The following is a 23,070-nucleotide window of genomic DNA, read 5'->3' on the forward strand; positions in this document are numbered from 1 at the left end:
GGCTGACCGCTATATGACAAAATTGTCAGGGTTGTAGATTGGTTAATTTTCTTGAATACAGGTTCTGCTCGTTAATAATGCACTCAGGTTCTTCACGCTGAGGCATATTGTCTATGTCCAGAACCCCATCAATTTTTTGTGGATCATCAGCCAGCAGATCTGCAAACAGTGGGGTAAGATCCTGCTGTGCTTCACCTCGTTCAGCCACCAGCTCGAACGTTTTATTTTTTGCCTCGTCTTGGGTCAGGGCACTGACCAGAACCAGGGCGATTTGCTCCCGGGATATCACACCATCTTCCGGTGTTCCTGCATGGCGACGATCTCCCTGAAGCATAACGATTCGGTGTTCATCATCATTGTTGTAATCAAACCAGCCGGGCCTGACGATGGTATAGGGGTGACCACTTGCCCTGACCAGACGCTCCGCACGTCTTTTCCAGTCATGAACCTCAGTGCGTTGATTCCAGGTGCTGAGTCGTTCGGTCACGCCAATCGTGGTCATCAGGCCGATACGAACAGGTGTATCCCTGAATATTCGTAAAATATTGCGCACTCCGCCGTAATCTATCGCCCTGGCACCAATACGCCCCTGGCCATCGGAACCGAGCGTGAAGATGATGGCATCAATATTTTTCGGCAAATCAGTGAGTGTTTCAGACAATGAAACATCGCCGTAAAAAACATCCGTTCCCGGAGGAAGCGATTTCACTTTGCGCTTATTTCTGACCAGCGCTACAGGCTGATGGCCCATTTTGATTGCTGAGTTGACGACATGAAGGCCAATACTTCCAGTCGCCCCTGCAACGAGTATTCTCATGATAAACCTACTGATAATTCAGACTTATTTTTGATACGGTCAGAATATCAATTATCATTATTGTCAGTAATAGGGCTAAAATGATTGTGTCTATGAACACCCTTCATGAGTACGCGATGAAGGGAATGCCTCCATAAGGAAATCGCCGATGCTCAAAGAAAATTTCAACGAACTGCAAATCTTTCTTGTGGTGGCGAGGGAACGAAGTTTTACCAAAGCTGCGGGCAAACTGGGCGTTTCTCAGTCTGCTCTCAGCCACGCGATGAAGGCGCTGGAGGAAAGGCTGAATATCCGTCTTCTGACCCGCACGACCCGAAGCGTGGCCCCTACAGAAGCCGGTGAGCGAATTATTGCCTGCCTTGAACCGCGTATTGCCGATCTTGAACAGGAACTTGAATCGCTCGTTCAGCTGAACGGCACCGCCTCTGGCAATATTCGTTTATCAGCCGGGGAGCATGCCGCACGAAGTCTGGTATGGCCGAAGCTAAAACCCTTCCTCAGGGAATATCCGGAAATTAATCTCGAACTGGTGGTTGATAACGGCTTTGTCGATATTGTTGAGGAGCGTTTTGATGCCGGGATCCGTCTGGGCGAAAGCGTGGATAAGGACATGATAGCGGTAAGAATTGGCCCGGACATGAGAATGGCTGTGGTGGGAGCACCGTCTTATTTCTCTACAAACCCTGCACCAGAAACGCCGCACGAGCTACAAAATCATCGGTGTATCAATATGCGCCTTCCGACAGCCGGTGGGCTTTACCACTGGGAGTTTGAGAAGGATGGGAAACCGTTACGGGTCAGAGTGGAAGGGCAGGTCACGTTTAATCTGCAGGCAGAAAGGATTGATGCGGCGTTATCCGGTTTTGGCATTGCCTGTATACCTGAAGACAGGGTGCAGGATTATATAAAGTCAGGAGAGCTTATTCAGGTTCTGCAGGACTGGTGTCCGTCTTTCCCCGGATATTATCTTTACTACCCGAGCCGTAAGCAGCATCCGCCCGCTTTTGCGCTGATGATCGATGCACTTCGCTACCAGGAATAACGGGTCCGCCAATCTTAGCGGACCCGTCCGGGTATTAACGGCCCACGCGGGCCTGATGTTCAGGGGAGTAACGTTCGCCGACGATTTTAATCGTTTCAAGCGCCTGTGTTATCTGCCGTGAGTCATCCTGTGAAAGAATGATGTCGGCAGCCCCAAGGTTTTCTTCCAGTCGATGCAGTTTGGTGGTACCAGGGATAGGAACAATCCACGGCTTTTGTGCCAGCAGCCATGCCAGCGCGATTTGTGCAGACGTCACGCCTTTCTCTGCCGCCAGTTCACCCAGCAATGAGACCAGCTTTTCATTGGCTTCAATCGCCTGCCCGGCGAAACGCGGCACGGTGCTGCGGTAATCATCCTTGCCAAAAGTGGTTCCTAGCTTAATCGATCCCGTCAGGAATCCTTTGCCTAATGGGCTGAAGGGTACAAAACCAATACCAAGTTCCTCCAGTAACGGCAGGATCTCCTGCTCAGGCTCGCGCCACCACATTGAGTATTCGCTTTGTAGGGCCGTGACAGGTTGTACAGCATGCGCACGACGAATGGTTTGCGCACCCGCTTCGGACAGACCGAAATGTTTAACTTTGCCTTCAGCGATCAGGTCCTTCACTGTTCCCGCAACATCTTCAATCGGGACATCCGGGTCGACACGGTGTTGATACAGCAGGTCAATGACATCAGTGTTAAGACGGCGTAAAGATCCTTCCACCGCTTCACGGATATGCTCCGGACGGCTGTTTAAAATCTGCTGCTTGTTGTCGTCGCCAAAAGTAAAACCAAACTTGGTGGCGATGACCACGCGGTCACGAAATGGTTTTAAGGCTTCGCCGACAACCTCTTCATTAAGGAAGGGGCCATACACTTCAGCGGTATCGAAGAAGGTGACGCCACGTTCAACCGCTGCGCGAATGAGCTCGATAGCCTGACGAGTATCGGTCGCCGGACCATAGCCGTGGCTTAAGCCCATGCAGCCGAGCCCAAGCGCGGAGACTTCGAGTCGGGATTTACCCAGATAACGTTTTTGCATTGAATGAATACCTCTTTTATCGCGACTTAAACATCAAGTTTGCGGCCAGTCAGCCATTCCACCATCGCCGGGTCGCGGTGAGAGAAGAAGGCGCTGGTTGCGGTGTCGAGGGCGGAAATCTGCAGCATATCTTCAGAACTGAGTTCAAAATCGAGAATGTTGATGTTCTCTTCCATGCGTTCTTTGCGCACCGATTTCGCCAGCGAAACGATACCTCGCTGGAAGATCCAACGCAGCACAATCTGGCCCACGCTTTTGCCGTACTTCTGGCCAATCGCCGTTAACACGGGATGCTGGAACAGGCCATTTTTACCCTCAGCAAACGGTGCCCAGGCTTCCGGCTGAATGCCATGGCTTTGATTCCACGGAACAGCATGCAGCTGCTGGTTGAAGGGGTTAACTTCAATCTGGTTTACCGCAGGGACCACTTTGTTGAATGCGATAAGGTCGGCCAGTCTGTCAGGATGGAAATTGCTGACGCCAATGGCGCGAATTTTTCCTGCCTGATGCAGTTCTTCCATGGCACGCCAGGCTCCATGGACATCGCCGTAAGGCTGGTGAATCAGATACAGGTCGACGTAATCAAGTTGCAGCCGATTCAGGGAGCGTTCGAACTGGGCTTTAGCGCCTTCGTAATTGGTATCCTGTAGCCACAGTTTGGTCGTTACAAAAAGTTCGTTACGCGCGATACCGCTCTGTTTCAGAGCGTTCCCGACCTGGGTTTCATTCTGGTAAGACGCTGCGGTATCGATCAGGCGGTATCCCGTATCGATCGCATCAATAACGGCTCTTTCGCATTCAGCGGCATCAGACATCTGAAACACACCAAAGCCCAGTAGGGGCATTTCAATACCGTTGTTCAGTTTTACAGTTTGCATGACGTTATCCTTCAGCTGTTGTGTAGGAAAAGCATAACGCAAAGTGATTTATTCGATTAGATGGGGTAATTAGCTAGGGTTTATTAGATGTGTTCATTAATTTGGAGGGGCTCAAGGTCGGCTTTGTGCCAGGAGGGGACATTACAGATATGGCCGCGCGGTGTCACTTGCGGGGGTTACATGATTTACCTGTAATCAAGTGCAATAGCAAACGGGCAAATATTCTTGAGGCTGCGGGGAAGTGCAGCCTCAGTGATATGACTGTGGAAAGCGGTTTATTATTTCTTTGCTGCTCGAATCAGGCCGTCAAGCCATTCCTGATGACCATTAAGCATTGGGTTCGGGCGGGTATTTGCCAGATCTTTTGCCGGGACTCCGTTCTGTGTTTCCTGCGTTAGGATACGGACCCTGTGACCGGAAAGATCCTCCAGTAGCCACGCATGATGGACATCGAGTCGTTGAGCGGTATCTTTTTCACCGGCCCATCCGTGCCATGCCAGACGAGCAGGTTTACCTTCAGCAGGTGGAACAAACTCCACAACCTGAGCTTCAACTGGGAAACCAAACGTGCTGAAGTAGAAGCGAACCCCATTTTCCAATTCTGGACCTTTGTTGTCATAAAAGCGCACATCGGCGGAATTTTTATAGTATTCCGGCCATAGCAATGGCTGACTCAGGAGCGGCCAGACATCATTGACGTTCAGACCTGAGATGATCATTTCATTAGAAACAAAGTTATCGGTAAAACCCGGAACAAAGCCTTCTGGCCAGTTAATCGCGTTCATAAATTTCTCCAATTGCTATAGTTGAGTGCACTGCGTGTGTCATTACGGCAGTAACGTGATGACAGTGATTATTGGTGCAATGGAGTTATAAGGCGAATTGTCATTACTTATATTCTTAATAAGATAAATTATATCAGGACGCGGGATGTTGGCTTACTTCTGCGCATAAAGCACGAATCCACTGATGACTTGGGTCACGATGGGTTCGCTCATGCCAGGCCATGCTCTTGGTAAAGCCGGGTACTTTAAGGGGCAAAGGGAGAATGATGAGATCGTTGTTAGTCAGGACCATGCGGCGAGGTACAACTGCAATCATATCAGTCACTTGTAATATATCAGGTATCACCTGAAAACTATTAACTGACATGCCTACTCGTCGTGTCAGACTGAGCTTAGCCAGTGCTTCATCTGTAACACCGGTGAAGTTACCTTCTGAAGACACCAGAATATGTTCCTGTTTGCAAAATTGTTCGAGCGTCATTTCTGAACTCGCTGCCAGAGGATGATGACGTCGTGCTACGCAGACATAATCTTCTTCATAGAGCGCTCTTCCATGCAGGTCTTCGGGGGTTGTTTGCGGTGTTATCAAAGCCATATCAACTTCACCCCGAGATAACTGCTGATACATTCGCTCATTGTCCACGGGCCGCACGGCGATTTTAATATACGGTGCACGTTGTTTTAGCTCAGCCATCAACGGAACGACAACAGCCTTAAGTGCATAGTCCGTTGCGACGATGGTATAAGTCAGTTCCACCGTCACGGGATCAAATTTCTTTGGTTTCAGCAGGATAGCGATATCGGTGAGGATTTGTTTTACCGGCGTAGAAAGTTCGTTGGCCCGCATTGTGGGGACCATACCGTGGCTGGTGCGAACAAAGAGTGGATCGTCAAAGTAATCACGCAAGCGAATAAGCATACCACTGACGGCAGGCTGCGTCAGTGAGAGGCGCTGTGCAGCCCGAGTCACGCTTCCCTCATCCAGTAATGCATCAAGGGCCTTAAGAAGGTTAAGGTCGAGGGTTCTGATATCATTTTTCATAATGAACTAGCCTGACAGATATTAAAATTTTAATTCAGGCTAAATGCTCGGGAAAAGGTTGTCTAGAAGGTTTGCGAGTGTTTTCCTTTTGGGGGAACTTCCATTTCTGGATGGTAGGCCTTGTACGGATAAGTCCGCTCTTCAGCTCAAAGCAGACCTTAGAATTGAAAGCAGAGAGACTACCTGACACAATTTTGCACAGTGAAGAGTCGGTCGTTGTTAACGTTCAGATTTTCAATGTATCAATGACCATCCGCAGGGCGGGAGAGACGTTGCGATGGGGATAATAGAGAAACAATCCTTCCATTCGCAGGCTGTAACGCTGTAATACCCTGATAAGCTTACCGTGTTCTAAATCATCGTCGACCAGTTCAACAGGGACATAGGCTAACCCGAGGCCCAGCCGGGCGGCTTCTGCCTCCATATAGCTGTCGGATAGGGCCCATTGCCCTTCAGGCCGGTGGGTAATTTTTTTATCATCCTGATTGAGTTCCCACTGGTATACGCTGCCGTCGGCAAACTGATAGGCGATACAGGGATGTGCCTTTAAATCAGTCGGGGTTTGCGGAAAACCATAGCGACGAAAATGTTCCGGAGTCCCCACAATCGCCATCTCCATATCGGGCGTGATGCGCACCGCGACCATGCCCTGGCCGACTTCAGGCCCCAGACGGACACCAGCATCGAATCGCTCTTCGATGATATCGACGAACCGGCTCTCATTCATCAGTTCCAGTCTGATATCAGGATAGCGCTGTTTAAATACCGCCAGCTTTGGCAGCAGGCATTTATCAATCGCGTGCTGGCTGGCATTGATACGTACCGTACCGGAGGGCGTCTCTCGATAGTGCGCCAGCGTGGCAAGCCCAAGATCTAACGTATCAAATCCAGATGCCGTCTTCTGATAGAGCTGCTCGCCTGCTTGCGTCAGCGATAGTTTACGCGTGGTGCGCACCAGCAGCTGGACGCCCAGCCTTTCTTCAAGCTCGCGAACAGAACGGCTGACTCCTGACTGAGCAAGCCCCAGCCGCTGAGCCGCTGCGGTAAAGCTGCCTTCCCGCACCACCTGCATAAACAGGTACAGCTCGTTGTAGTTCTCCCTTTTCGCCATTGAAAAATCCCCCCGGAATGACAGCAAATTCAGTATTAATTTATAACAATATGGTATCAATCTTAGCAGTAATCGCCCCCTAATCAGCACTAATTCTGCTCACTATAATGACCCCATCAAAGCAAAGCACCGCAGCGTTGTCCGTCGGAAACCTGTATCTCTCTGTTTTTTTTATGGGGATTTTTATGAAAGCCTTCACCCGAACGCTAAAAACCGCGATACCGGCCATGCTGTTATTCGCATCATTAAGTGGAGTCACGACAATGAGTTATGCTGATTCAACCAATCCTAATGCCCCTGTGTCCATGACAGATAAATGGGATAAAACGTTCGCCGAGAGCCAGAAAGTCGAACATCGTAAAGTCTCGTTCCCGAACCGATATGGCATCACCTTAGTGGGCGATCTTTACCTGCCTAAAGACCGTGGCGATCGCAAGCTGGCGGCGATTGCGGTCAGTGGGCCATTTGGCGCGGTGAAAGAGCAATCCAGCGGCCTGTATGCGCAGACGCTGGCGGAACAAGGGTTTGTTACCCTGGCGTTCGATCCTTCTTACACCGGGGAAAGCGGCGGCTATCCGCGAAACGTCGCCTCACCGGATATCAACACTGAAGATTTCAGCGCGGCGGTGGATTTCTTAGGGCTGCAAAAAGAGGTGGATCGCAACCGTATCGGGCTGCTCGGTATTTGTGGCTGGGGCGGCATGGCGCTGAACGATGCCGCGATGGATACCCGCGTTAAAGCGGTGGCTACCAGCGTGATGTACGACATGAGCCGGGCGATGGGCCATGGTGTGGGGGATGGCAAAGACCGTTATTCCACCACCGACCGTCGTGCTGTTCTGCAATATCTGAATGAACAGCGCTGGAAGGATGCGCAGAGCGGCACGTTCGCACACGGTGCTCATGATATTAGCGTCGACAGCAACGGCAAGGTCAGCGCGGGCAAGCGCGTTCTGCCAGAAACGCTGCCGGCAAATCCACATCCGGTACTGAAAGAGTTCTTTGACTACTATCGCATGCCGCGCGGCTTCCACGAACGTTCCGTTAACTCGACCGGGGCGTGGACGGCAACGATGCCGCTATCATTTATGAATATGCCGCTGCTGAGCTACGCCAGTGAAATCACCATCCCGACGCTGATTGTGACTGGTGAAAAAGCGCATTCACGCTATTTTGCTGAAGATGCTTACAAGGCGGTCGGTAGTAAAGACAAAGAGCTGGTGGTGGTGCCTGGGGCAAATCACGTGGATCTGTACGATAACGTGGCCGGAAAAATACCTTTCGCGAAATTCGAACAATTTTTCCAGACCAGACTGAAATAAACCCTCTCCTGAATTGATGCAAAGCCACCGGCCTCTGGCTGGTGGCTTTTATCCTGGCCTTCGTGAAATTTCACTATGTCGACGCTAAACCAAACACCATCACCTCATCATCAGCGCGCATACTGGGGCGGTATTTTTGCCATGACCCTGTGCGTGTTTGTGCTGATTGCTTCTGAATTTATGCCCGTCAGCCTGCTCACGCCGATTGCCCGCGATTTAGGCGTGACGGAGGGGTTGGCTGGGCAGGGGATTGCTATCTCCGGCGCACTGGCGGTTCTGACCAGCCTGACGCTTTCGACGCTAGCAGGAAAGATGAATCGTAAATTCCTGCTGCTGGGAATGACGGTTCTGATGGCCGTATCGGGGCTTATTATTGCGCTGGCTTCCAGTTATCTGATGTATATGATCGGTCGCGCGATGATCGGTATGGCGATTGGCGGATTCTGGTCGATGTCTGCGGCAACGGCGATTCGTCTGGTGCCGCAGCAACAGGTCACGCGTGCGCTGGCGATTTTCAATGCCGGTAATGCGCTGGCGACGGTCGTGGCCGCGCCGCTGGGAAGCTATCTGGGTGCCACGGTCGGATGGCGAGGCGCTTTCTTGTGCCTGGTGCCCATCGCGGTGGTCGCCTTTATCTGGCAGTGCATCAGCCTGCCCAGTATGGATGCGAATAAAAGCCGCACGTCACCTGGCGATGTATTCCGCATACTTAGCCGCCGCGTGGTTGCGGTTGGCATGCTGGCCTGCGGCCTGTTTTTCATGGGCCAGTTTACGCTATTTACCTATGTGCGCCCGTTCCTGGAGACCGTGACGCGGGTTGATTCCTCAGGCTTGTCGTTGATTTTGCTGATTATCGGCGTAGCCGGTTTTATCGGCACGCTGGTTGTTTCGACATTCCTCAACAGAAAATTCTACCCTACGCTGATGGCCATACCTGGGTTGATGGCCGTCATTGCCATCGGCCTGATGCTGACCGGGCATCTGGTCTGGACGGTTTCGTTGCTGTTAGGGCTCTGGGGCATGCTGGCCACCGCTGCGCCAACCGGATGGTGGACATGGATTGCGCGTACGTTGCCTGATAACGCTGAAGCCGGAGGCGGGCTCATGGTCGCGGTGATTCAGCTCTCCATCGCCCTTGGATCAACGGCAGGAGGCATCGTGTTTGACCACCTCGGTTGGCAGAGCATGTTTGCCATGAGTAGCGTGCTGCTCCTTTGCGCGGGCGTACTGACCTTTTTTACCGCACGCCAGAAGGCCGGTGCGCGTTAATCCGGCGAGGGCCCGCGCTCCAGAAAAGTGGAAAGCGCAATATAGCTGCGTACGGAACGTACGCCCTCAAGGCTCTGAATCTCCATCAGGAAATTTTCCAGCGATTCGGTATCGGCGGCGCGTACTTTGATAAAGACGCAGCCGTCGCCGGCAACGGTGTGTAACTCTTCCACTTCCTTGCGGTTGGTGAACTGCAAAAGGGCGCGCGTTGCTTGATAGCTACTGGTGTCGATAACCAGAAACGTTAACAGCGTCCGTCCCAGTTTGCAGCCATCCAGGACCGCCACGGTACCCTTAATCACCCCGTCACGCTTCAGTCGTTTTACGCGATCGTGAACTGCCGGGGCTGATAAATTCACAATCTCACTCAATTCCGTGTAGCTGCGTCCTGCGTCCTCTGCGAGGGCACTTAATATTTTTCGGTCAATGGCATCCAATTCCGCCGGTTTATGTCTTGTCTGCCGAATACCATCTTTTTCTTTATCAAATGCGCTCATAGGGCTTCTCAATCTGAATGAAAATATGAATATACTTAATTTTACCTAATATTATTAAGCCATAAAACGAATAATGGAGTTGCAATGCCTATCGCACTTTTCGCCCTCGCCGTGGGCGCATTTGGTATCGGCCTGACGGAATTTGTCATCGCCGGGATCCTGCCACAAATCGCAGCAGAATTTAGCGTCAGTATCCCGAAGGCGGGAATGATGGCGACGTCATACGCGCTGGGCGTATTTATTGGTGCACCGCTGTTAACGATTATTGGCGCGAGGATCCCCCGAAAGGCCATGCTGATTACGCTGGCGGGTATTTTTACGGTCGGTAATATCATTACGGCCATCGCGCCGACGATGGCGATAGCAATTGTCGGTCGTATTATTACCTCTTTTAATCACGGTGCCTTTTTTGGTATCGGCTCGATTATTGCCGCATCGCTGGTGGCGCCCGGACGCCAGGCAAGCGCCATTGCCTTTATGTTTTCGGGGCTGACGTTAGCCAATCTGCTTGGCGTTCCGGCGGGTACGTGGCTTGCGCAAACCTTTAGCTGGCGGCTGGTATTCTGGATCATTGCTGGTATCGGGGTGCTGACGATGGCAAGCATAGCCGTGCTGGTTCCGCATATTGCGAAAGGCAAAGCGATTGCTTTACGCAACGAACTGAGAGCCTTTGTTGACCCGCAGGTGCTGCTGGTCATGGGGATCACGATTTTCGGTCCGGCCGCCTTTTTCACCTCGATTACCTATATTGCGCCAATGATGGTGCAGGAGGCCGGTTTCTCCTCAGGCGGCGTGGCAGGGTTAATGGTGCTGTTTGGTCTGGGACTTGCTGTCGGTAACTGGATTGGTGGACGCTTCGCTGACCGCTCTCTGTTTGGCACGCTGTTCGTTACCCTCGCGGCTCAGGGGTTGGTGCTGCTGGTCTTCTGGGCGGGTGTTGAAAGCCAGTGGGTTGCCGGCATCTCAGTCTTCCTGATGGCGGCCTTCGGCTTCGCGACGGTCTCACCGATTCAGAAACTGGTTATGGAGCGCGCCAGCCATGCGGGAGCCCCGACAATGGCGGCCTCGGTCAATATCGGCATGTTTAATCTGGGAAATGCACTGGGGGCATGGGCTGGCGGGGTAACCATTGCTGCGGGTTTTGGACTGGCTTCTCCGAACTGGGCGGGCGCGATTCTGTCCTTCATTGCGTTGGGCCTCGCTGTTCTTGCGTGGCAAAGTGCGCGTAAAGATTATATTTTGCCGGTACTTGAATAAGTTACCCAAGGCGATGAGCGCCCACTATGGGTTGGGCGCTCTTTTAAACGATTTAGGTGATTTTCTAAAACGTCTACTGCAGATTTTTCTCTTTCAAAAACTGACTCACCAGGTCAGCAATCTGCACATTATTGAGATCAGAGAACGGGAAGTGGGTATTCCCTTTGATTCCCACTTCTGGCAGATGCGTCACAGTGACATCCCCGCCATGCTTGTTCACCACATCACGCCATTCGCGAGCCATCGCCAGACGTACGCGCCAGCTGTCCTGCGCGGGCATGGCGACAGGTTTATCCGGTATGTTATCGCCGTAAATAATCAGAATCGGGATTTTGGTCAGAGCCATAAACTGTTCCATCGGCACTGGCTCACCCTTCAGCGTGTCGAACGCGCTTGGCATAGGGGCTGGGAGTTCTTTTTCCGGGAAAACAAAGCTGCTGCCAGGCTCGAAGGCGACGATGGCTTTGACCTTGTCATTTTTCATCGCCGTATACCAGCCTGGTCCGCCACCCTGAGAGTGGGTGAAGAGGATTGCCGGGCCGGATTTATCCACGACGGCGGACATCGCATCAGAGATAACATTGATATCAAACGGCCCGGTATTTGGGGTCATCTGACGGAAATACTGATTCAGTGCTTCTTTGTCGTGAGAGAACTGAACGCCCTTAAAATACTCTGGCCACACGCCAACGCGGAACTGATTGAACCACATCTGTTCATCCGGCTTAGGCGTAACAGTACCTTCTACAGTAGTGCGTCCGGCGCTGCCCCGACGCGGCTGATCGACAAGATAAGTTGAGAACCCGCGACGCAGGAAAATGTTCTGGAACCCTTCGCGACCATCCGGGGTACTTTCCCAGGTACGGGAGAACTGACCTGCGCCGTGCAGCATGACGATAGGGTATTTATGCGGATTCTCCGGGATTTGGTAGAACACAGATGCATGATCGCCATGGTAGGTTTGGCCTGCAGAATCCAGCGGCTTTTTCGCGTCAAATGTTCCTGGTGCGGTGATGGTCGTCCCGCCAGCAGAAAAGCTTCCTTGCTCCTGAATGACCAGCGGCCCGGCGTATACCGACTGAGCCATCAGGCCACCCGCCATTACGCAGATGGCCAGCGTTTTTAAGATTGTCTTCAAGATTACATCCTCTGTTATGTTTGCCGTTCAATAATATCTGAGTTGTCCGCGTTAATTATTTAGCACCCCTGATTGCCCTTATTTGGCAGACTCATGAATGCGGACGATTAACTGCGTATTGTCTCTAACCAGCTGGTGACCGTTTCAGTGGTTCTTCGCTCCTGGTCGCATTCAATGACCAGCGGTTTTTCTCGACGCGCAGTTGGGGCGAGACGGGCAAGGATGTCGTCGCTGTCTCCTTTACCGTAGCCACCGTGAGTAATGAAGGGGATGAGTAATTTGCCCGCAAGGTTGTGGCTGCTGAGAAATGCTTGCACGACAGGCGGTACGCTGGTCCCCCAGATCGGAAAGCCTAAATACACGGTCTCGTAGCGTGAGATATCTGCGACGCTATTTTTCAATGCGGGTTTTACTCCCCGCTCACGCTCATTTTTCGCCTGTTCAACGGTCTGAAAATAGTCTTCTGGATAAGGCGTAGCCGGTTCGATTTCAAACAGATCGGTATTCAGGCTGCGGTGAATGACGCCAGCAATGACTCGTGTATTTCCGCTGCGGGAAAAGTACGCCACCAGAACACGGCTTTTACCCTGCACGTTTGCGGTTCCGGTCGCAGCTGATGCAAAAGAAACGTTCGCCAGCGTAAGCCCGGCAAGTGCGGTGATTAACATTCTGCGGCTGGGATCATGCTCCATAATCCACTCCTAATTGTTTGCGAGCGCCTGCTGCAGCGCCTTTTCAGCTCGCGTTGCTGCATCATTTTCGCCATGTTCACGCAGAACCTGTGCCAGCTGGCGCAGCTGCGACGCCGTCAGGCCGACCCGCATGCTTGCTCGCGTATGCGACAGCAGTTGTGATTCGACGCCCGGCGTGGCCGCTAATGCGCCAACCGTTGCCAGCTCGCGGCTTTGCCAGTCGAGGTTATCACGGGCGAAAATGTCGCCGAAAAGGTGCGTTTGCAGGAACTGGTTAATCACCGGGGCAAAATCAAACAGTGGGCCCTGGACGGGAGCGCCTGAGATTTTTGTCTGGTTTGCGGTACCAACACGGCGAAGCTCACCCCCGACAGGGATCGGGGCAATCGGTTCTTTACCCTCAACGTCTTTGATACCACGTTGTTTACGTGCTTCGACGACCTTCATCAGTTCACTAAGCGCATTCAGGCTACGGGGGAAGCCCGTATAGGCATAAAGCTGGACGAGAATCTCTTTGGTTTCGTTTATCGTGAGCCCTGCGTCAAGACCCTGATTCAGGGCTGCATTCAGCTTATCCATCTGGCTGCTGGCCATCGATGCCGCAATCAACGGGATGGCCTGTTGGCTGGCTGACAGCGTATCTGAAACCGTTTGTTCGTGGTTCATTTCTGAGGCTCCTTTATTGACGGGCGCAGCATGTGCCGCGAGACCAAAACCAAAGGTCAGCAGTACCGCTGCCGCTAATGTTTTAATGGGCGTGGTATTGTTCATCTGTCACTTTCTCCATCCAGTTAACGCTTTTGCCATCCACAATCCCGGTTATCGCCAGATGCGTCATCGCGCTGCCGGGGGCCGCCCCGTGCCAGTGTTTGACGCCCGCCGGGCAAGAGACAACGTCACCGGCGCGGATAACCTGCACCGGCTGGCCTTCTTGCTGGGTGAGCCCAACACCCGAGGTCACAATCAGCCGCTGACCTGCCGGATGCGTATGCCAGGCGGAACGAGCGCCGGGTTCAAACGTGACATAAGCCCCGGAAACAGGGATGTCGTTATCCGGTTTGAAGAGAGGATCAACCCTGACACGACCGGTAAAGTTCTCGGCTGGCCCGAACACCGCATTCTGACTTCCTGCGGGGGCGATATGGGCAGCGGGATTTTGTTCCGCTGCCCAGGATGAAAATGTGAAGAAGGGCAGTAACAGCCCGAGGTAACGTAAATGTCCGATCATGCAAAGCGTCCTTATCAATGAAGAGGGGATTGCCTGCGATGATTTTATCGGGAGGGTAATGACGTCAGGCTGACGCCCCCCTGACAATTCTGTCAGCTAACCCGGGTCCCGGCTCAGTACCGGATTGAGCATTGTCTGCCGCTTTATCCGCTTGTAGCGCAAAGGTGAGGCCAAAAGTATTGATGCCACCTTCACTACGGGCAAAGACATCTCCCCGGTGCATAATGGCGACGGCGCGGACGATCGACAGGCCCAGCCCATGGTGGGTATCACTCCTGGCCCGGGAGGTGTCGACGCGATAAAAACGCTCGAAAAGCCGGTGTAAGTGCTCTGGCGCTATCGGCTCGCCTGGATTTGACACTTCAACACAGGCTTGATGACCTTTTTCGCTTAAGCGCACCGTAACCGTGCTATTGGACGGAGAATGTCTTGCGCTGTTTTCCAGTAAATTAGCCAGTGAGCGGTGGAAAAGCCGCCGGTCGATATGTGCGGTGACGTCGCCCTCTATATCCAGAGAAAGCTGTTTTTCAGCAAAAGAAGGTTCAACGTACTCCGCTGTTTTCAGGGTTTCTTCCCGCAGAGACACCTTAGTCCGCTGGGACGCATGCTCACCCGCGTGAGCATGGGACAGGAACAGCATGTCGTTTACTATCGAGGTCATGCGTTCAAGTTCTTCCAGGTTGGAACCCAGTAACTCTTCCAGTTCATCCTGCGAGCGTCGGCGTGAGAGACCTAACTGCGTCTGGCCAATCAGGTTAGTCAGTGGGGTTCGAAGTTCATGCGCAACATCGGCATTAAAGCTTTCGAGTTGTCGCCAGGCGACCTCTTGCCGTTCCAGCACGCCATTAAAAGAGGATGCTAACTGCTGTAATTCGTCAGGTAATGCTTCGGTATTCAGGCGCTGACCATGGTCCCCGGGAGCGAGTTGCCGGGCCTGTTTACTGAGCGCCCCAACGGGACGAAGACCGATCCTTGAAACGGCGTATCCCAGTAAGGCGACAATCACGACGCCCAGTGCGGTAATGATCAGCAATGTCCGCGTGAACGCATCGAGTGTGCCCATGTACGGCGTGGAGTCAATGGCAACCACATAGCGCAGCTCAGGCCTTTCACCGTTGGCGGGGATCGTTTTCACTAACAGAAACAGCGAGCATGCACCTTCTGATGCGCCGGGCACTTTATTAAAGCCTTCCCGTAAAGAAGACCACTGAACGCCCACCGGCGGCGTTCCCCCCATGCTAAAGCGTGGGTTATTGCTTACTATCCAGTAGCGAACGCGCTCACCTTCAGAATTGGTTAATACGGTGAATTTATTGGCCAATGTCGACCAGCTGTCAGCCGAGGTTCGTGCGGTGATCCACGGGCTCATTAATGATTCGCGGAACAACAATTCGTTGTGCATCTGCTTTTGCAAAGAGTCATGCAAGGAGCTTCTGAGCAAGATGCCGATAATGGACACAATCAGCAGCGCGGATAAGGCAAACATCAGCGCCAGATGAACGGAGATGGAACGCTTAGGCATGCTTATCCCCTTTATTATTCTGACCGGACTTCGAGGACATAACCCATGCCACGAACGGTATGCAGTAGTTTGACGTCGAACGGCGCATCCACTTTGGCCCGCAGGCGTTTAATGGCCACTTCAACCACGTTGGCATCGCTGTCGAAATTCATGTCCCATATCTGCTCCGCAATCATCATTTTTGACAGAATCTCTCCCTGATGCCGGGCCAAAAGGCTCAACAGGGAAAACTCTTTCGCGGTCAGCTCCAGCCGTGTTCCGGCGCGAAATACGCGACGAGCCAGCAGGTCGAGATGCAGATCGTGAATTTGCAGCTGGGTGATGTCTGCGCCATCCGTAGCGCGGCGGCGCACCAGTGCCTGAATACGCGCCACCAGCTCAATCAGCGAGAAGGGCTTGGGCAGATAATCATCCGCGCCAAGACGCAGTCCTTTAACGCGTTCATCGACAGAGCCGCGAGCCGAAAGCATCAGCACCGGCGTCTGTTTGGCTGCCCGCACACCCTCAAGTACCCGGTAACCATCCATCCCCGGCAGCATCACATCCAGGATTATCGCGTCGTAGTCGAACTCCAGCGCGTAATGAAGTCCTTCCGCGCCATCTGCAGAGACATCTACCGTAAACCCGGACTCACCCAGTGCACGGGAGAGATAGGTTGACGTTTTTTCTTCATCTTCGACTAACAACAGGCGCATAAGAGACTTCCTTTTAACTTTTCAATCGAGATCATTGTGCCTCCTGATTGCCAACATAAAGCTGACGGTTTCCTGACAGCGCTGTCAGAAATACTTTCCCATCCCAGTTTGTTTCCTGACAAAAATGTTATTTCCCCGTCACGATGCTGACAGCGCTCTCTGCCTAATCTGAGCCTGCAAATTTGATTCTGCGAGCCTGAATAACCAGGCCGATACTCATCGGGAGAGACCATGAAATTCACGCTTATCAGTGCAATGCTACTCACGGCTATGGCCGGAGTGACCTCAGTCAATGCGGCTGATTACAAAAAAAATCCATTCACTCTCGTCTATGACGGAGCCATCACCGAGAACGTCAAAGGCAAGGTCAATATTCACCCAGTGAAATACGATCTGCATGGCATCCAGATTGCTGCGAATGTCTATACCCCTGCTAACTACGATCCCGCCAAAAAATACCCGGCCGTGGTGGTTGCACATCCTAATGGCGGCGTAAAAGAACAGGTCGCCGGGTTATATGCTCAGCGTCTTGCCGAGCAGGGCTACATCACCATTACCGCCGACGCGGCTTATCAGGGTGCCAGCGGTGGGATGCCTCGCAGCGTGGATAAACCCGCTAATCGCATTGAGGATATCCACGGCATGGCTGACTACATCAGCCAGTATCCCGGTGTAGATACCGCCCGCCTCGGTCTTCTGGGTATTTGCGGAGGCGGTGGGTATTCACTGGTTGCTGCCGAGACGGACAAACGGTTTAAATCGATTGCAACTATCAGCATGTTTAATTCAGGCCTTGTGCGCCGCAACGGTATGCAGGATTCACAGCTGGATACTATCCAGCAGCGTCTTCAGCAGGCTTCTGACGCACGTGCTCAGGAAGCAGCCGGAGGAGAAGTGCTTTACTCCGGCGATGCCAACCTGACTGATGAACAGATTGCTAAATTACCTTTTGCCTTGTATCGCCAGGGCTACGAGTACTACTGGAAAACTCACGCCCATCCGAACTCTACGTTTAAATACACCACTAGCAGTCTGCTGGATTTGATGAGCTTTGACGTAACGGACCATATCATTCTCATCAATAAACCACTGCTGATGATTGCCGGTTCAAAAGCGGATACGCTCTATATGACTGAAGACGCGTTCGCGAAAGCCACCGGTACGAAGGACAAAGAACTCTTCCTGATCGATGGCGCTACCCATATCGAGACGTATTGGGTACCCAAATATGTTGATGAGGCTTTGCAAAAGTTAGACGTCTTCTTCGATAAAAATATTTAGTTAGCATTCGATGATGCCCCAGCCGCGCAGGCTGGGGTATGTCCATCAGCTGTAGCCATTTTCCGCTTGCGTGTTCACGCGATAGACCCAGATTAACGAAGTTGCGGTTAAAGATAATTACGCTGCTTAAATAGGCGCTATGAATAGAATTCATAGACCTAATCTGGAACCGGGAATGAAAACGATGAGACTGATGTGACAGGATGGATCTGGATAGAGTGAATCATTCACTTCAAATTACTTTCAGGCGGAGAAGCAAATGAGTTCGCAAGAGCCAACATTTAGTGAGGTAGTAAAAAACAGATACTCGGCAAGAGCCTTTCTTCCAACTCCTATCCCCAGAGAGATCCTCAAAGACATTTTGCTCGAAGCGCAATGCGCACCATCCAACTGCAATACTCAACCCTGGTCCCTGCATATTGTTGCAGGAGATAAACTTCGTGAATTAAGCCACGCACTGACGGAAGATCTGAGGGCGGGGAACTACAGTCTTGATTTTACCTTTGATAAAGAAGCTTATCCCGAGCCATTCAGGCAACGGGCTTCGGAGCAGGGGCGCTCGTACTATCAGGCACTGGGCGTTGCGCGGGGGGATAACTTAAGTCGCTCAGAAGTGGTCGAGCGTAATGTGAGATTTTTCGGCGCGCCTCATGTTGCTCTGCTGTTCATTCCTGCTGTAGGGGACAACGTTCGCGTAGCCTCGGACGCCGGTATGTATGCCCAGACATTCCTGCTTTCTCTGGCAGCTCGAGGTTACGCAGGCGTTCCACAGGCAGTGCTGAGTTATTTTGCCCAAACGGTGCGTCGAATATTAAATGTTCCTGAGAGTTTCAGGCTGCTTTACGGTATTTCTTTTGGGATCCCAGATAAAAGACATCCCTCCCTGAGTTACAGGGAAGGGCGGGTATCTCTGGACGAAAGTGTCGTCTGGCATCAATAACTACGTTTTATTTTTTTATCTGAACGGTCAGTGCCATCAGGGCGCTGGCTGCCAGGAGACTATTGTAAATAAACTCAAGAGTGATATTAGCCCAAGTATGCCGCCCAACGTGTGGTGTTATATTAACCATATTATTAATACTTTTATTACTTTTCGCACGATAATGAGAGAATAGGGCAATGAATGCCGGATCAATTTTTTCCTTATAAAATGTTCGAATTGCATCGTAAGTTAACGGAGTTAACTTACCTGAGCCTTTAATAAAAACAAATTCATGGTCAACAATTTTTTTCTCTGAATCGCCACGGGTTTAACAGACACCTCAGAGTCATTTAAGATGGCTTAAAGAGAGGTGCCCATGAGCGGTAAGCGTTATCCCGAAGAGTTTAAAATTGAAGCAGTCAAACAGGTTGTTGATCGTGGTTATTCTGTTTCCAGCGTGGCAACACGTCTCGATATCACCACCCACAGCCTTTACGCCTGGATAAAGAAGTACGGTCCGGATTCCTCCACTCATAAAGAACAGTCAGATGCTCAGACCGAGATCCGCCGTCTCCAGAAAGAGCTGAAGCGGGTTACTGACGAACGGGACATATTAAAAAAAGCCGCTGTAGATTCAATCTGTCAATGCAACACCCCTTTCAATTATCTCTTTCGGTGTTTTGAACTTCAGTGTCTTTCTCGGTCTGTTGTTTAGCTGAGCAGCAACCAGATCTAGTTCATGTTGAGTATATTGGGCAAGACATGTCTTTTTAGGAAAGTACTGCCGAATTAGCCCATTTGTGTTCTCATTTGTTCCCCGCTGCCAAGGACTCTGAGGATCGCAGAAGTAAACTTTAACGCCGGTGCTGACAGTAAATTCTAGATGTCTGGCCAGTTCCATTCCTCTGTCCCATGTCAGTGATTTTCTGAGTTCTGACGGTAAACTCAGGAATTTGTCGGTAAGAGCCTGATTTACTGAGACAGAATCTTTGCCCCTGAGTCTAAGGATGATCGTATAACGTGATTTTCGGTCTACAAGTGTGGCTATATGGGAGTTTTTTGTACCTGAGACTAAATCGCCCTCCCAATGCCCCAGAGAGCGTCTGTTATCGATATTTCGGGAACGTTCGTGAATTGGTGTTCCGTTCACTATGTTAATCGTACCTCTTTCGCCTTTGCGGGTATGACGCCTGCCATGGCGAAGGCTATGCGACCGTCGCAGATGCTGTATATTCAGGTGGTGTAGCGCTTCACGGCTACGAAAGTACAGCGTTTTATAAATTGTCTCAGGTGATATTCGCAGCGTTTTTTGACGTGGTTTTGTTCGCCTTAACCATCCTGATATTTGCTCTGGAGACCATTTCATCTCCAGCTTTTCCAGAACAAGCTTTCGCAATGGTAAATTTTGATCCAGTAAGCACGGTTTTGGCCTTTTCGCCATTCTGTTGGCTCGGTTATTAGCATCAACAGCTTTGTAATAGCGTCTGCCCCGATTACGCTGAACTTCACGTGAGATCGTCGAAGGACTGCGATTCAGCGCAGTAGCTATCGCACGAATGCTCATTTTGGCTGACAAACCAGCTCGTATCTCCTCGCGCTCAGACAGTGTCAGGTGAGCTACAGCCCGCTTACGCTCATGGGGTTTTATGCCGCCAGTATCCCTTAACATAGTGAAGATCGTTCCGGGTTTTGAACCCAGGATATTCGCTATTTCACTGAAGCCTGTTCCGTTCTTCCATAGTTCAAAAACAGAGGCTTTTTCCTCTGCTGTAAATGTTCGTCTCATTCAAAAAACCTCCGCAACCCCATGTTTTCACATAACTGTTGCGTTGACCAATTGAATCTACAGCGGCGTACTTCGCAAAACTGTCCGACTGAGGTACGCCTTTATCCGTGACAACGCCCGTTGCTGGCCTGTTCGCCTGCTCTGTCGGGTGCTGGATGTTCATCCCAGTGGCTTTTACGCATGGCTTCAGCAGCCGCATTCACAACGCCATCGGGCAGACCTGAGACTGACAGGACAGATTAAACAGTTCTGGCTGGAATCGGGATGCGTCTATGGTTATCGCAAGATCCATCTGGATCTGCGGGACAGCGGGCAACAGTGCGGAGTCAACAGAGTCTGGCGACTGATGAAACGTGTCGGGATAAAGGCTCAGGTCGGATACCAGAGCCCGCGGGCACGTAAAGGCGAGGCCAGTATCGTGTCGCCCAACAGGCTCCAGCGACAGTTCAATCCGGATGCTCCGGATGAGCGTTGGGTAACCGACATAACCTATATCAGGACCCACGAAGGCTGGCTGTATCTTGCTGTGGTTGTTGATCTGTTCTCACGCAAAATTATCGGCTGGTCCATGCAATCCCGGATGACAAAGGACATTGTCCTGAACGCACTGCTGATGGCTGTATGGCGGCGTAATCCCCAAAAACAGGTGCTGGTTCATTCGGATCAGGGCAGTCAGTACACAAGCCATGAGTGGCAGTCGTTCCTGAAATCACACGGCCTGGAGGGCAGCATGAGCCGTCGCGGTAACTGCCATGATAATGCGGTCGCAGAAAGCTTTTTCCAGTTGTTGAAACGCGAACGGATAAAGAAAAAGATCTACGGAACGCGGGAAGAAGCCCGCAGTGATATTTTTGATTACATCGAAATGTTTTATAACAGTAAGCGTCGGCATGGTTCTAGCGATCAGATGTCACCGACAGAATATGAAAACCAGTATTATCAACGGCTCGGAAGTGTCTAGATTATCCGTGGCGATTCAAACGTTTCTGACGTGGTTACCATAGGTGGACTTGTTGGTTCTGGAGAGTGCCGAATGTAAAAACCCGTTAGGGATTATGTCGGTCTCGTCACTCAGGTGCTACTTCCCGAGCAGATAAGTAAAGAAGCCATCAAGCTCCCTGATAAAACAGGAGATATTGTAGCTTTTGCGTTATGAAGTCATCGTAAGTCCACAACTAAACTTTGGCAACTGACTGATTCATCGGTAAGTTCCTGAAAGAGAGGGACTCATGAACTTAAGAGCAAACCCACCATATTTAACATAATATACATTATGCGCACCAATATTGTAACTGCAATATTATGATGTCACTTTTAACCCATTTAGTGATGTCACTTTTTCTGGCATAAAGGATCCAATCCTCGGGCCATGGAGACATCAGGATGCTTGTGACCATGTCAGATAAAGAACTCAGCCGGATCAACGTCATTCAGTCGGTTGTTGAAAAACGCATGCGCCGTCGTGATGCGGCGCACCAGCTTGCTCTCACCGAACGTCAGACACAGCGTCTAATGAACCGCTTTCGCGAGTCTGGTGCCGCAGGTCTGGCAAACCTTCGGCGTGGTCGCCCCGGTAATCACAGGCTTCCTGAGTCACTCAAGTTGCATGTTCTATCGTTACTTCACGATCATTACAGCGACTTTGGACCAACGCTGGCCGCAGAAAAATTGCGCGAACGCCACGACATAACGGTGTCTGTTGAAACCCTCAGAAAATGGATGACGGCTGATGGGCTCTGGGTTCCTTACTCACGTCGCAGGCCTCGGGTTCATCAGCCCAGATACCGACGTGACTGCCTCGGAGAGCTGGTTCAGATCGATGGTTCCCCGCACGACTGGTTTGAAGGACGCGCCCCCAAATGCTGTCTGCTCGTCTTTATTGATGACGCTACCGGTCGCCTGATGCACCTCCGCTTTGGTGAGACTGAATCAGCATTTGATTATATGATGGCCACCCGTGAGTATCTTGAGCAACACGGCAAGCCCCTGGCGTTCTACAGCGACAAGCACGGTATTTTCAGGGTCAATAATGGTGGTTCCACCACAACCGGTGTCACACAGTTTGGTCGCGTACTTTCTGAACTGGGGATCGAGCTGATTTGTGCCAACAGTCCACAGGCTAAAGGTCGCGTGGAGCGAGCAAATCAGACACTTCAGGACCGACTTATCAAGGAAATGCGTCTTGAAGGAATCAGCAGCATTGAAGCAGCAAACGCTTGGCTGGATACCTTCATCGCTGACTTCAATCGTCGTTTCGCCAGGCCCGCAAAGTATCCCAAAGATTTGCATCGCCCGGTGGCAGAAAGTGGCGAAGAGCTGGATGATATCTTTGCATGGCAGGAATCGCGCAAGTTATCGAAAACTCTGACGTTCCGTTACGACAAGATGATATATCTTGTTGAGCCGACAGAGGAAAATACTCGAATTGCAGGTGAAAAAATAACAGTTTATGACTACCCGGATGGCACTCTGGCGTTCAAATATGGCTTCCGATCACTCAAATATCAGGTCTTCGACAAGCTGGAATGTATCGATCAGGGACAAATTGTTGATAACAAAAGGCTTGGTGCAGTCCTGAAACTGGCTCAGGAAAAGATGGATGAACTGGAGCGTGATGGAAAGCGGGACAGAAGTCAAAAGATGCCCAAACGACGAGCACAGGCAAGAATTCAGGAGCAACTGAGGAGCATTAACCCCGTGCTGGTTAACCCGGAAGAGTTCAGGGCTAGCCTGAAACGCTAGCCCCCTATTCTACTGGATGA

General features: G+C 51.4%; 21 protein-coding genes and 2 pseudogenes. 9 read left to right on the forward strand and 14 right to left on the reverse strand.

Going from position 1 to position 23,070, the window contains the following annotated elements; translation table 11 throughout:
• Positions 1–25: 25 nt before the first annotated feature.
• Entirely contained in the window at positions 26–817 is a 792-nt protein-coding gene (locus AC0XWG_RS18655) for an SDR family oxidoreductase (protein ID WP_128347703.1), read from the reverse strand.
• Between the two features lie 148 nt (positions 818–965).
• Here AC0XWG_RS18655 and AC0XWG_RS18660 point away from each other — a divergent pair, with 148 nt between their 5' ends.
• Entirely contained in the window at positions 966–1,859 is an 894-nt protein-coding gene (locus AC0XWG_RS18660; RefSeq protein WP_128347704.1) for a LysR family transcriptional regulator, read from the forward strand.
• A 34-nt stretch (positions 1,860–1,893) separates the two neighbouring features.
• On the opposite strand, the gene AC0XWG_RS18665 is transcribed toward AC0XWG_RS18660, so the two are convergent.
• The 5 genes from AC0XWG_RS18665 to AC0XWG_RS18685 all read right to left on the reverse strand — a co-directional run bounded on the left by AC0XWG_RS18665 (position 1,894) and on the right by AC0XWG_RS18685 (position 6,699).
• Positions 1,894–2,883 (reverse strand): aldo/keto reductase, encoded by a 990-nt coding sequence (locus AC0XWG_RS18665; RefSeq protein ID WP_475680905.1) that lies wholly within the window; start codon positions 2,881–2,883, stop codon positions 1,894–1,896.
• Between the two features lie 26 nt (positions 2,884–2,909).
• Positions 2,910–3,761 carry an aldo/keto reductase gene (locus AC0XWG_RS18670; protein ID WP_475680906.1) on the reverse strand — a complete coding sequence of 284 codons (852 nt, stop codon included), beginning with the start codon at positions 3,759–3,761 and terminating at the stop codon, positions 2,910–2,912.
• 278 nt (positions 3,762–4,039) lie between these two features.
• Positions 4,040–4,546, reverse strand: a complete 507-nt coding sequence (locus AC0XWG_RS18675) for an SRPBCC family protein (RefSeq protein WP_043016095.1) — start codon at positions 4,544–4,546, stop codon at positions 4,040–4,042.
• 133 nt (positions 4,547–4,679) lie between these two features.
• Positions 4,680–5,588 (reverse strand): LysR family transcriptional regulator, encoded by a 909-nt coding sequence (locus AC0XWG_RS18680; RefSeq protein WP_128347707.1) that lies wholly within the window; start codon positions 5,586–5,588, stop codon positions 4,680–4,682.
• A gap of 226 nt (positions 5,589–5,814) precedes the next feature.
• Positions 5,815–6,699, reverse strand: a complete 885-nt coding sequence (locus AC0XWG_RS18685) for a LysR family transcriptional regulator (protein ID WP_063444329.1) — start codon at positions 6,697–6,699, stop codon at positions 5,815–5,817.
• A 263-nt stretch (positions 6,700–6,962) separates the two neighbouring features.
• Here AC0XWG_RS18685 and AC0XWG_RS18690 point away from each other — a divergent pair, with 263 nt between their 5' ends.
• Entirely contained in the window at positions 6,963–8,021 is a 1,059-nt protein-coding gene (locus AC0XWG_RS18690) for an alpha/beta hydrolase (protein WP_128347709.1), read from the forward strand.
• Positions 8,022–8,162: 141 nt separating this feature from the next.
• Positions 8,163–9,290, forward strand: coding sequence for an MFS transporter (locus tag AC0XWG_RS18695; RefSeq protein ID WP_166465538.1), 1,128 nt, complete (start codon positions 8,163–8,165; stop codon positions 9,288–9,290).
• On the opposite strand, the gene AC0XWG_RS18700 is transcribed toward AC0XWG_RS18695, so the two are convergent.
• Positions 9,287–9,787, reverse strand: coding sequence for an Lrp/AsnC family transcriptional regulator (locus AC0XWG_RS18700; RefSeq protein WP_128347710.1), 501 nt, complete (start codon positions 9,785–9,787; stop codon positions 9,287–9,289). The genes AC0XWG_RS18695 and AC0XWG_RS18700 overlap by 4 nt on opposite strands.
• Before the next feature lie 84 nt (positions 9,788–9,871).
• Here AC0XWG_RS18700 and AC0XWG_RS18705 point away from each other — a divergent pair, with 84 nt between their 5' ends.
• Positions 9,872–11,044, forward strand: a complete 1,173-nt coding sequence (locus tag AC0XWG_RS18705; RefSeq protein ID WP_475680907.1) for an MFS transporter — start codon at positions 9,872–9,874, stop codon at positions 11,042–11,044.
• A 73-nt stretch (positions 11,045–11,117) separates the two neighbouring features.
• On the opposite strand, the gene AC0XWG_RS18710 is transcribed toward AC0XWG_RS18705, so the two are convergent.
• The 6 genes from AC0XWG_RS18710 to AC0XWG_RS18735 form a co-directional block, all read right to left on the reverse strand.
• The gene (locus tag AC0XWG_RS18710) at positions 11,118–12,182 is read right to left on the reverse strand and encodes an alpha/beta hydrolase (RefSeq protein ID WP_475680908.1); all 1,065 of its coding nucleotides are present in this window, start codon (positions 12,180–12,182) and stop codon (positions 11,118–11,120) included.
• 107 nt (positions 12,183–12,289) lie between these two features.
• Positions 12,290–12,874: a flavodoxin gene (locus AC0XWG_RS18715; protein WP_128347713.1), complete on the reverse strand. Its 585-nt coding sequence runs from the start codon at positions 12,872–12,874 to the stop codon at positions 12,290–12,292.
• 9 nt (positions 12,875–12,883) lie between these two features.
• Positions 12,884–13,645 carry a carboxymuconolactone decarboxylase family protein gene (locus AC0XWG_RS18720; RefSeq protein WP_128347714.1) on the reverse strand — a complete coding sequence of 254 codons (762 nt, stop codon included), beginning with the start codon at positions 13,643–13,645 and terminating at the stop codon, positions 12,884–12,886.
• Positions 13,623–14,102 (reverse strand): (R)-mandelonitrile lyase, encoded by a 480-nt coding sequence (locus AC0XWG_RS18725; RefSeq protein WP_128347715.1) that lies wholly within the window; start codon positions 14,100–14,102, stop codon positions 13,623–13,625. Before AC0XWG_RS18725 ends, AC0XWG_RS18720 begins: the two co-directional genes overlap by 23 nt.
• A 64-nt stretch (positions 14,103–14,166) precedes the next feature.
• Positions 14,167–15,624 (reverse strand): heavy metal sensor histidine kinase, encoded by a 1,458-nt coding sequence (locus tag AC0XWG_RS18730; protein WP_128347716.1) that lies wholly within the window; start codon positions 15,622–15,624, stop codon positions 14,167–14,169.
• A 14-nt stretch (positions 15,625–15,638) separates the two neighbouring features.
• Positions 15,639–16,319, reverse strand: coding sequence for a heavy metal response regulator transcription factor (locus tag AC0XWG_RS18735; protein WP_475680909.1), 681 nt, complete (start codon positions 16,317–16,319; stop codon positions 15,639–15,641).
• Positions 16,320–16,574: 255 nt separating this feature from the next.
• Between AC0XWG_RS18735 and AC0XWG_RS18740 the strand changes: the two genes are divergently transcribed.
• The 3 genes and pseudogenes from AC0XWG_RS18740 to AC0XWG_RS18750 all read left to right on the forward strand — a co-directional run.
• A complete protein-coding gene (locus AC0XWG_RS18740) occupies positions 16,575–17,600 on the forward strand; it encodes an alpha/beta hydrolase (protein WP_475681121.1) in 1,026 nt (341 codons plus the stop codon).
• Between the two features lie 259 nt (positions 17,601–17,859).
• The gene (locus AC0XWG_RS18745) at positions 17,860–18,540 is read left to right on the forward strand and encodes a nitroreductase (protein WP_475680910.1); all 681 of its coding nucleotides are present in this window, start codon (positions 17,860–17,862) and stop codon (positions 18,538–18,540) included.
• 358 nt (positions 18,541–18,898) lie between these two features.
• Positions 18,899–19,147: pseudogene (locus AC0XWG_RS18750) on the forward strand (transposase); the annotation flags it as partial.
• Positions 19,148–19,156: 9 nt separating this feature from the next.
• Here AC0XWG_RS18750 and AC0XWG_RS18755 read toward each other — a convergent pair.
• Positions 19,157–20,308, reverse strand: coding sequence for an IS30-like element IS30 family transposase (locus tag AC0XWG_RS18755; protein ID WP_001254932.1), 1,152 nt, complete (start codon positions 20,306–20,308; stop codon positions 19,157–19,159).
• Between the two features lie 67 nt (positions 20,309–20,375).
• Between AC0XWG_RS18755 and AC0XWG_RS18760 the strand changes: the two are divergent.
• Both AC0XWG_RS18760 and AC0XWG_RS18765 read left to right on the forward strand, forming a co-directional pair.
• Positions 20,376–21,269 (forward strand): annotated as a pseudogene (locus AC0XWG_RS18760) (IS3 family transposase); the annotation flags it as partial.
• A gap of 434 nt (positions 21,270–21,703) precedes the next feature.
• On the forward strand, positions 21,704–23,050 hold the full coding sequence (locus AC0XWG_RS18765; RefSeq protein ID WP_475680911.1) for an ISNCY family transposase: 1,347 nt from the start codon (positions 21,704–21,706) through the stop codon (positions 23,048–23,050).
• Positions 23,051–23,070 lie beyond the last annotated feature (20 nt).

The sequence above is a fragment of the Enterobacter sp. DVT3837 genome, from assembly GCF_056238685.1.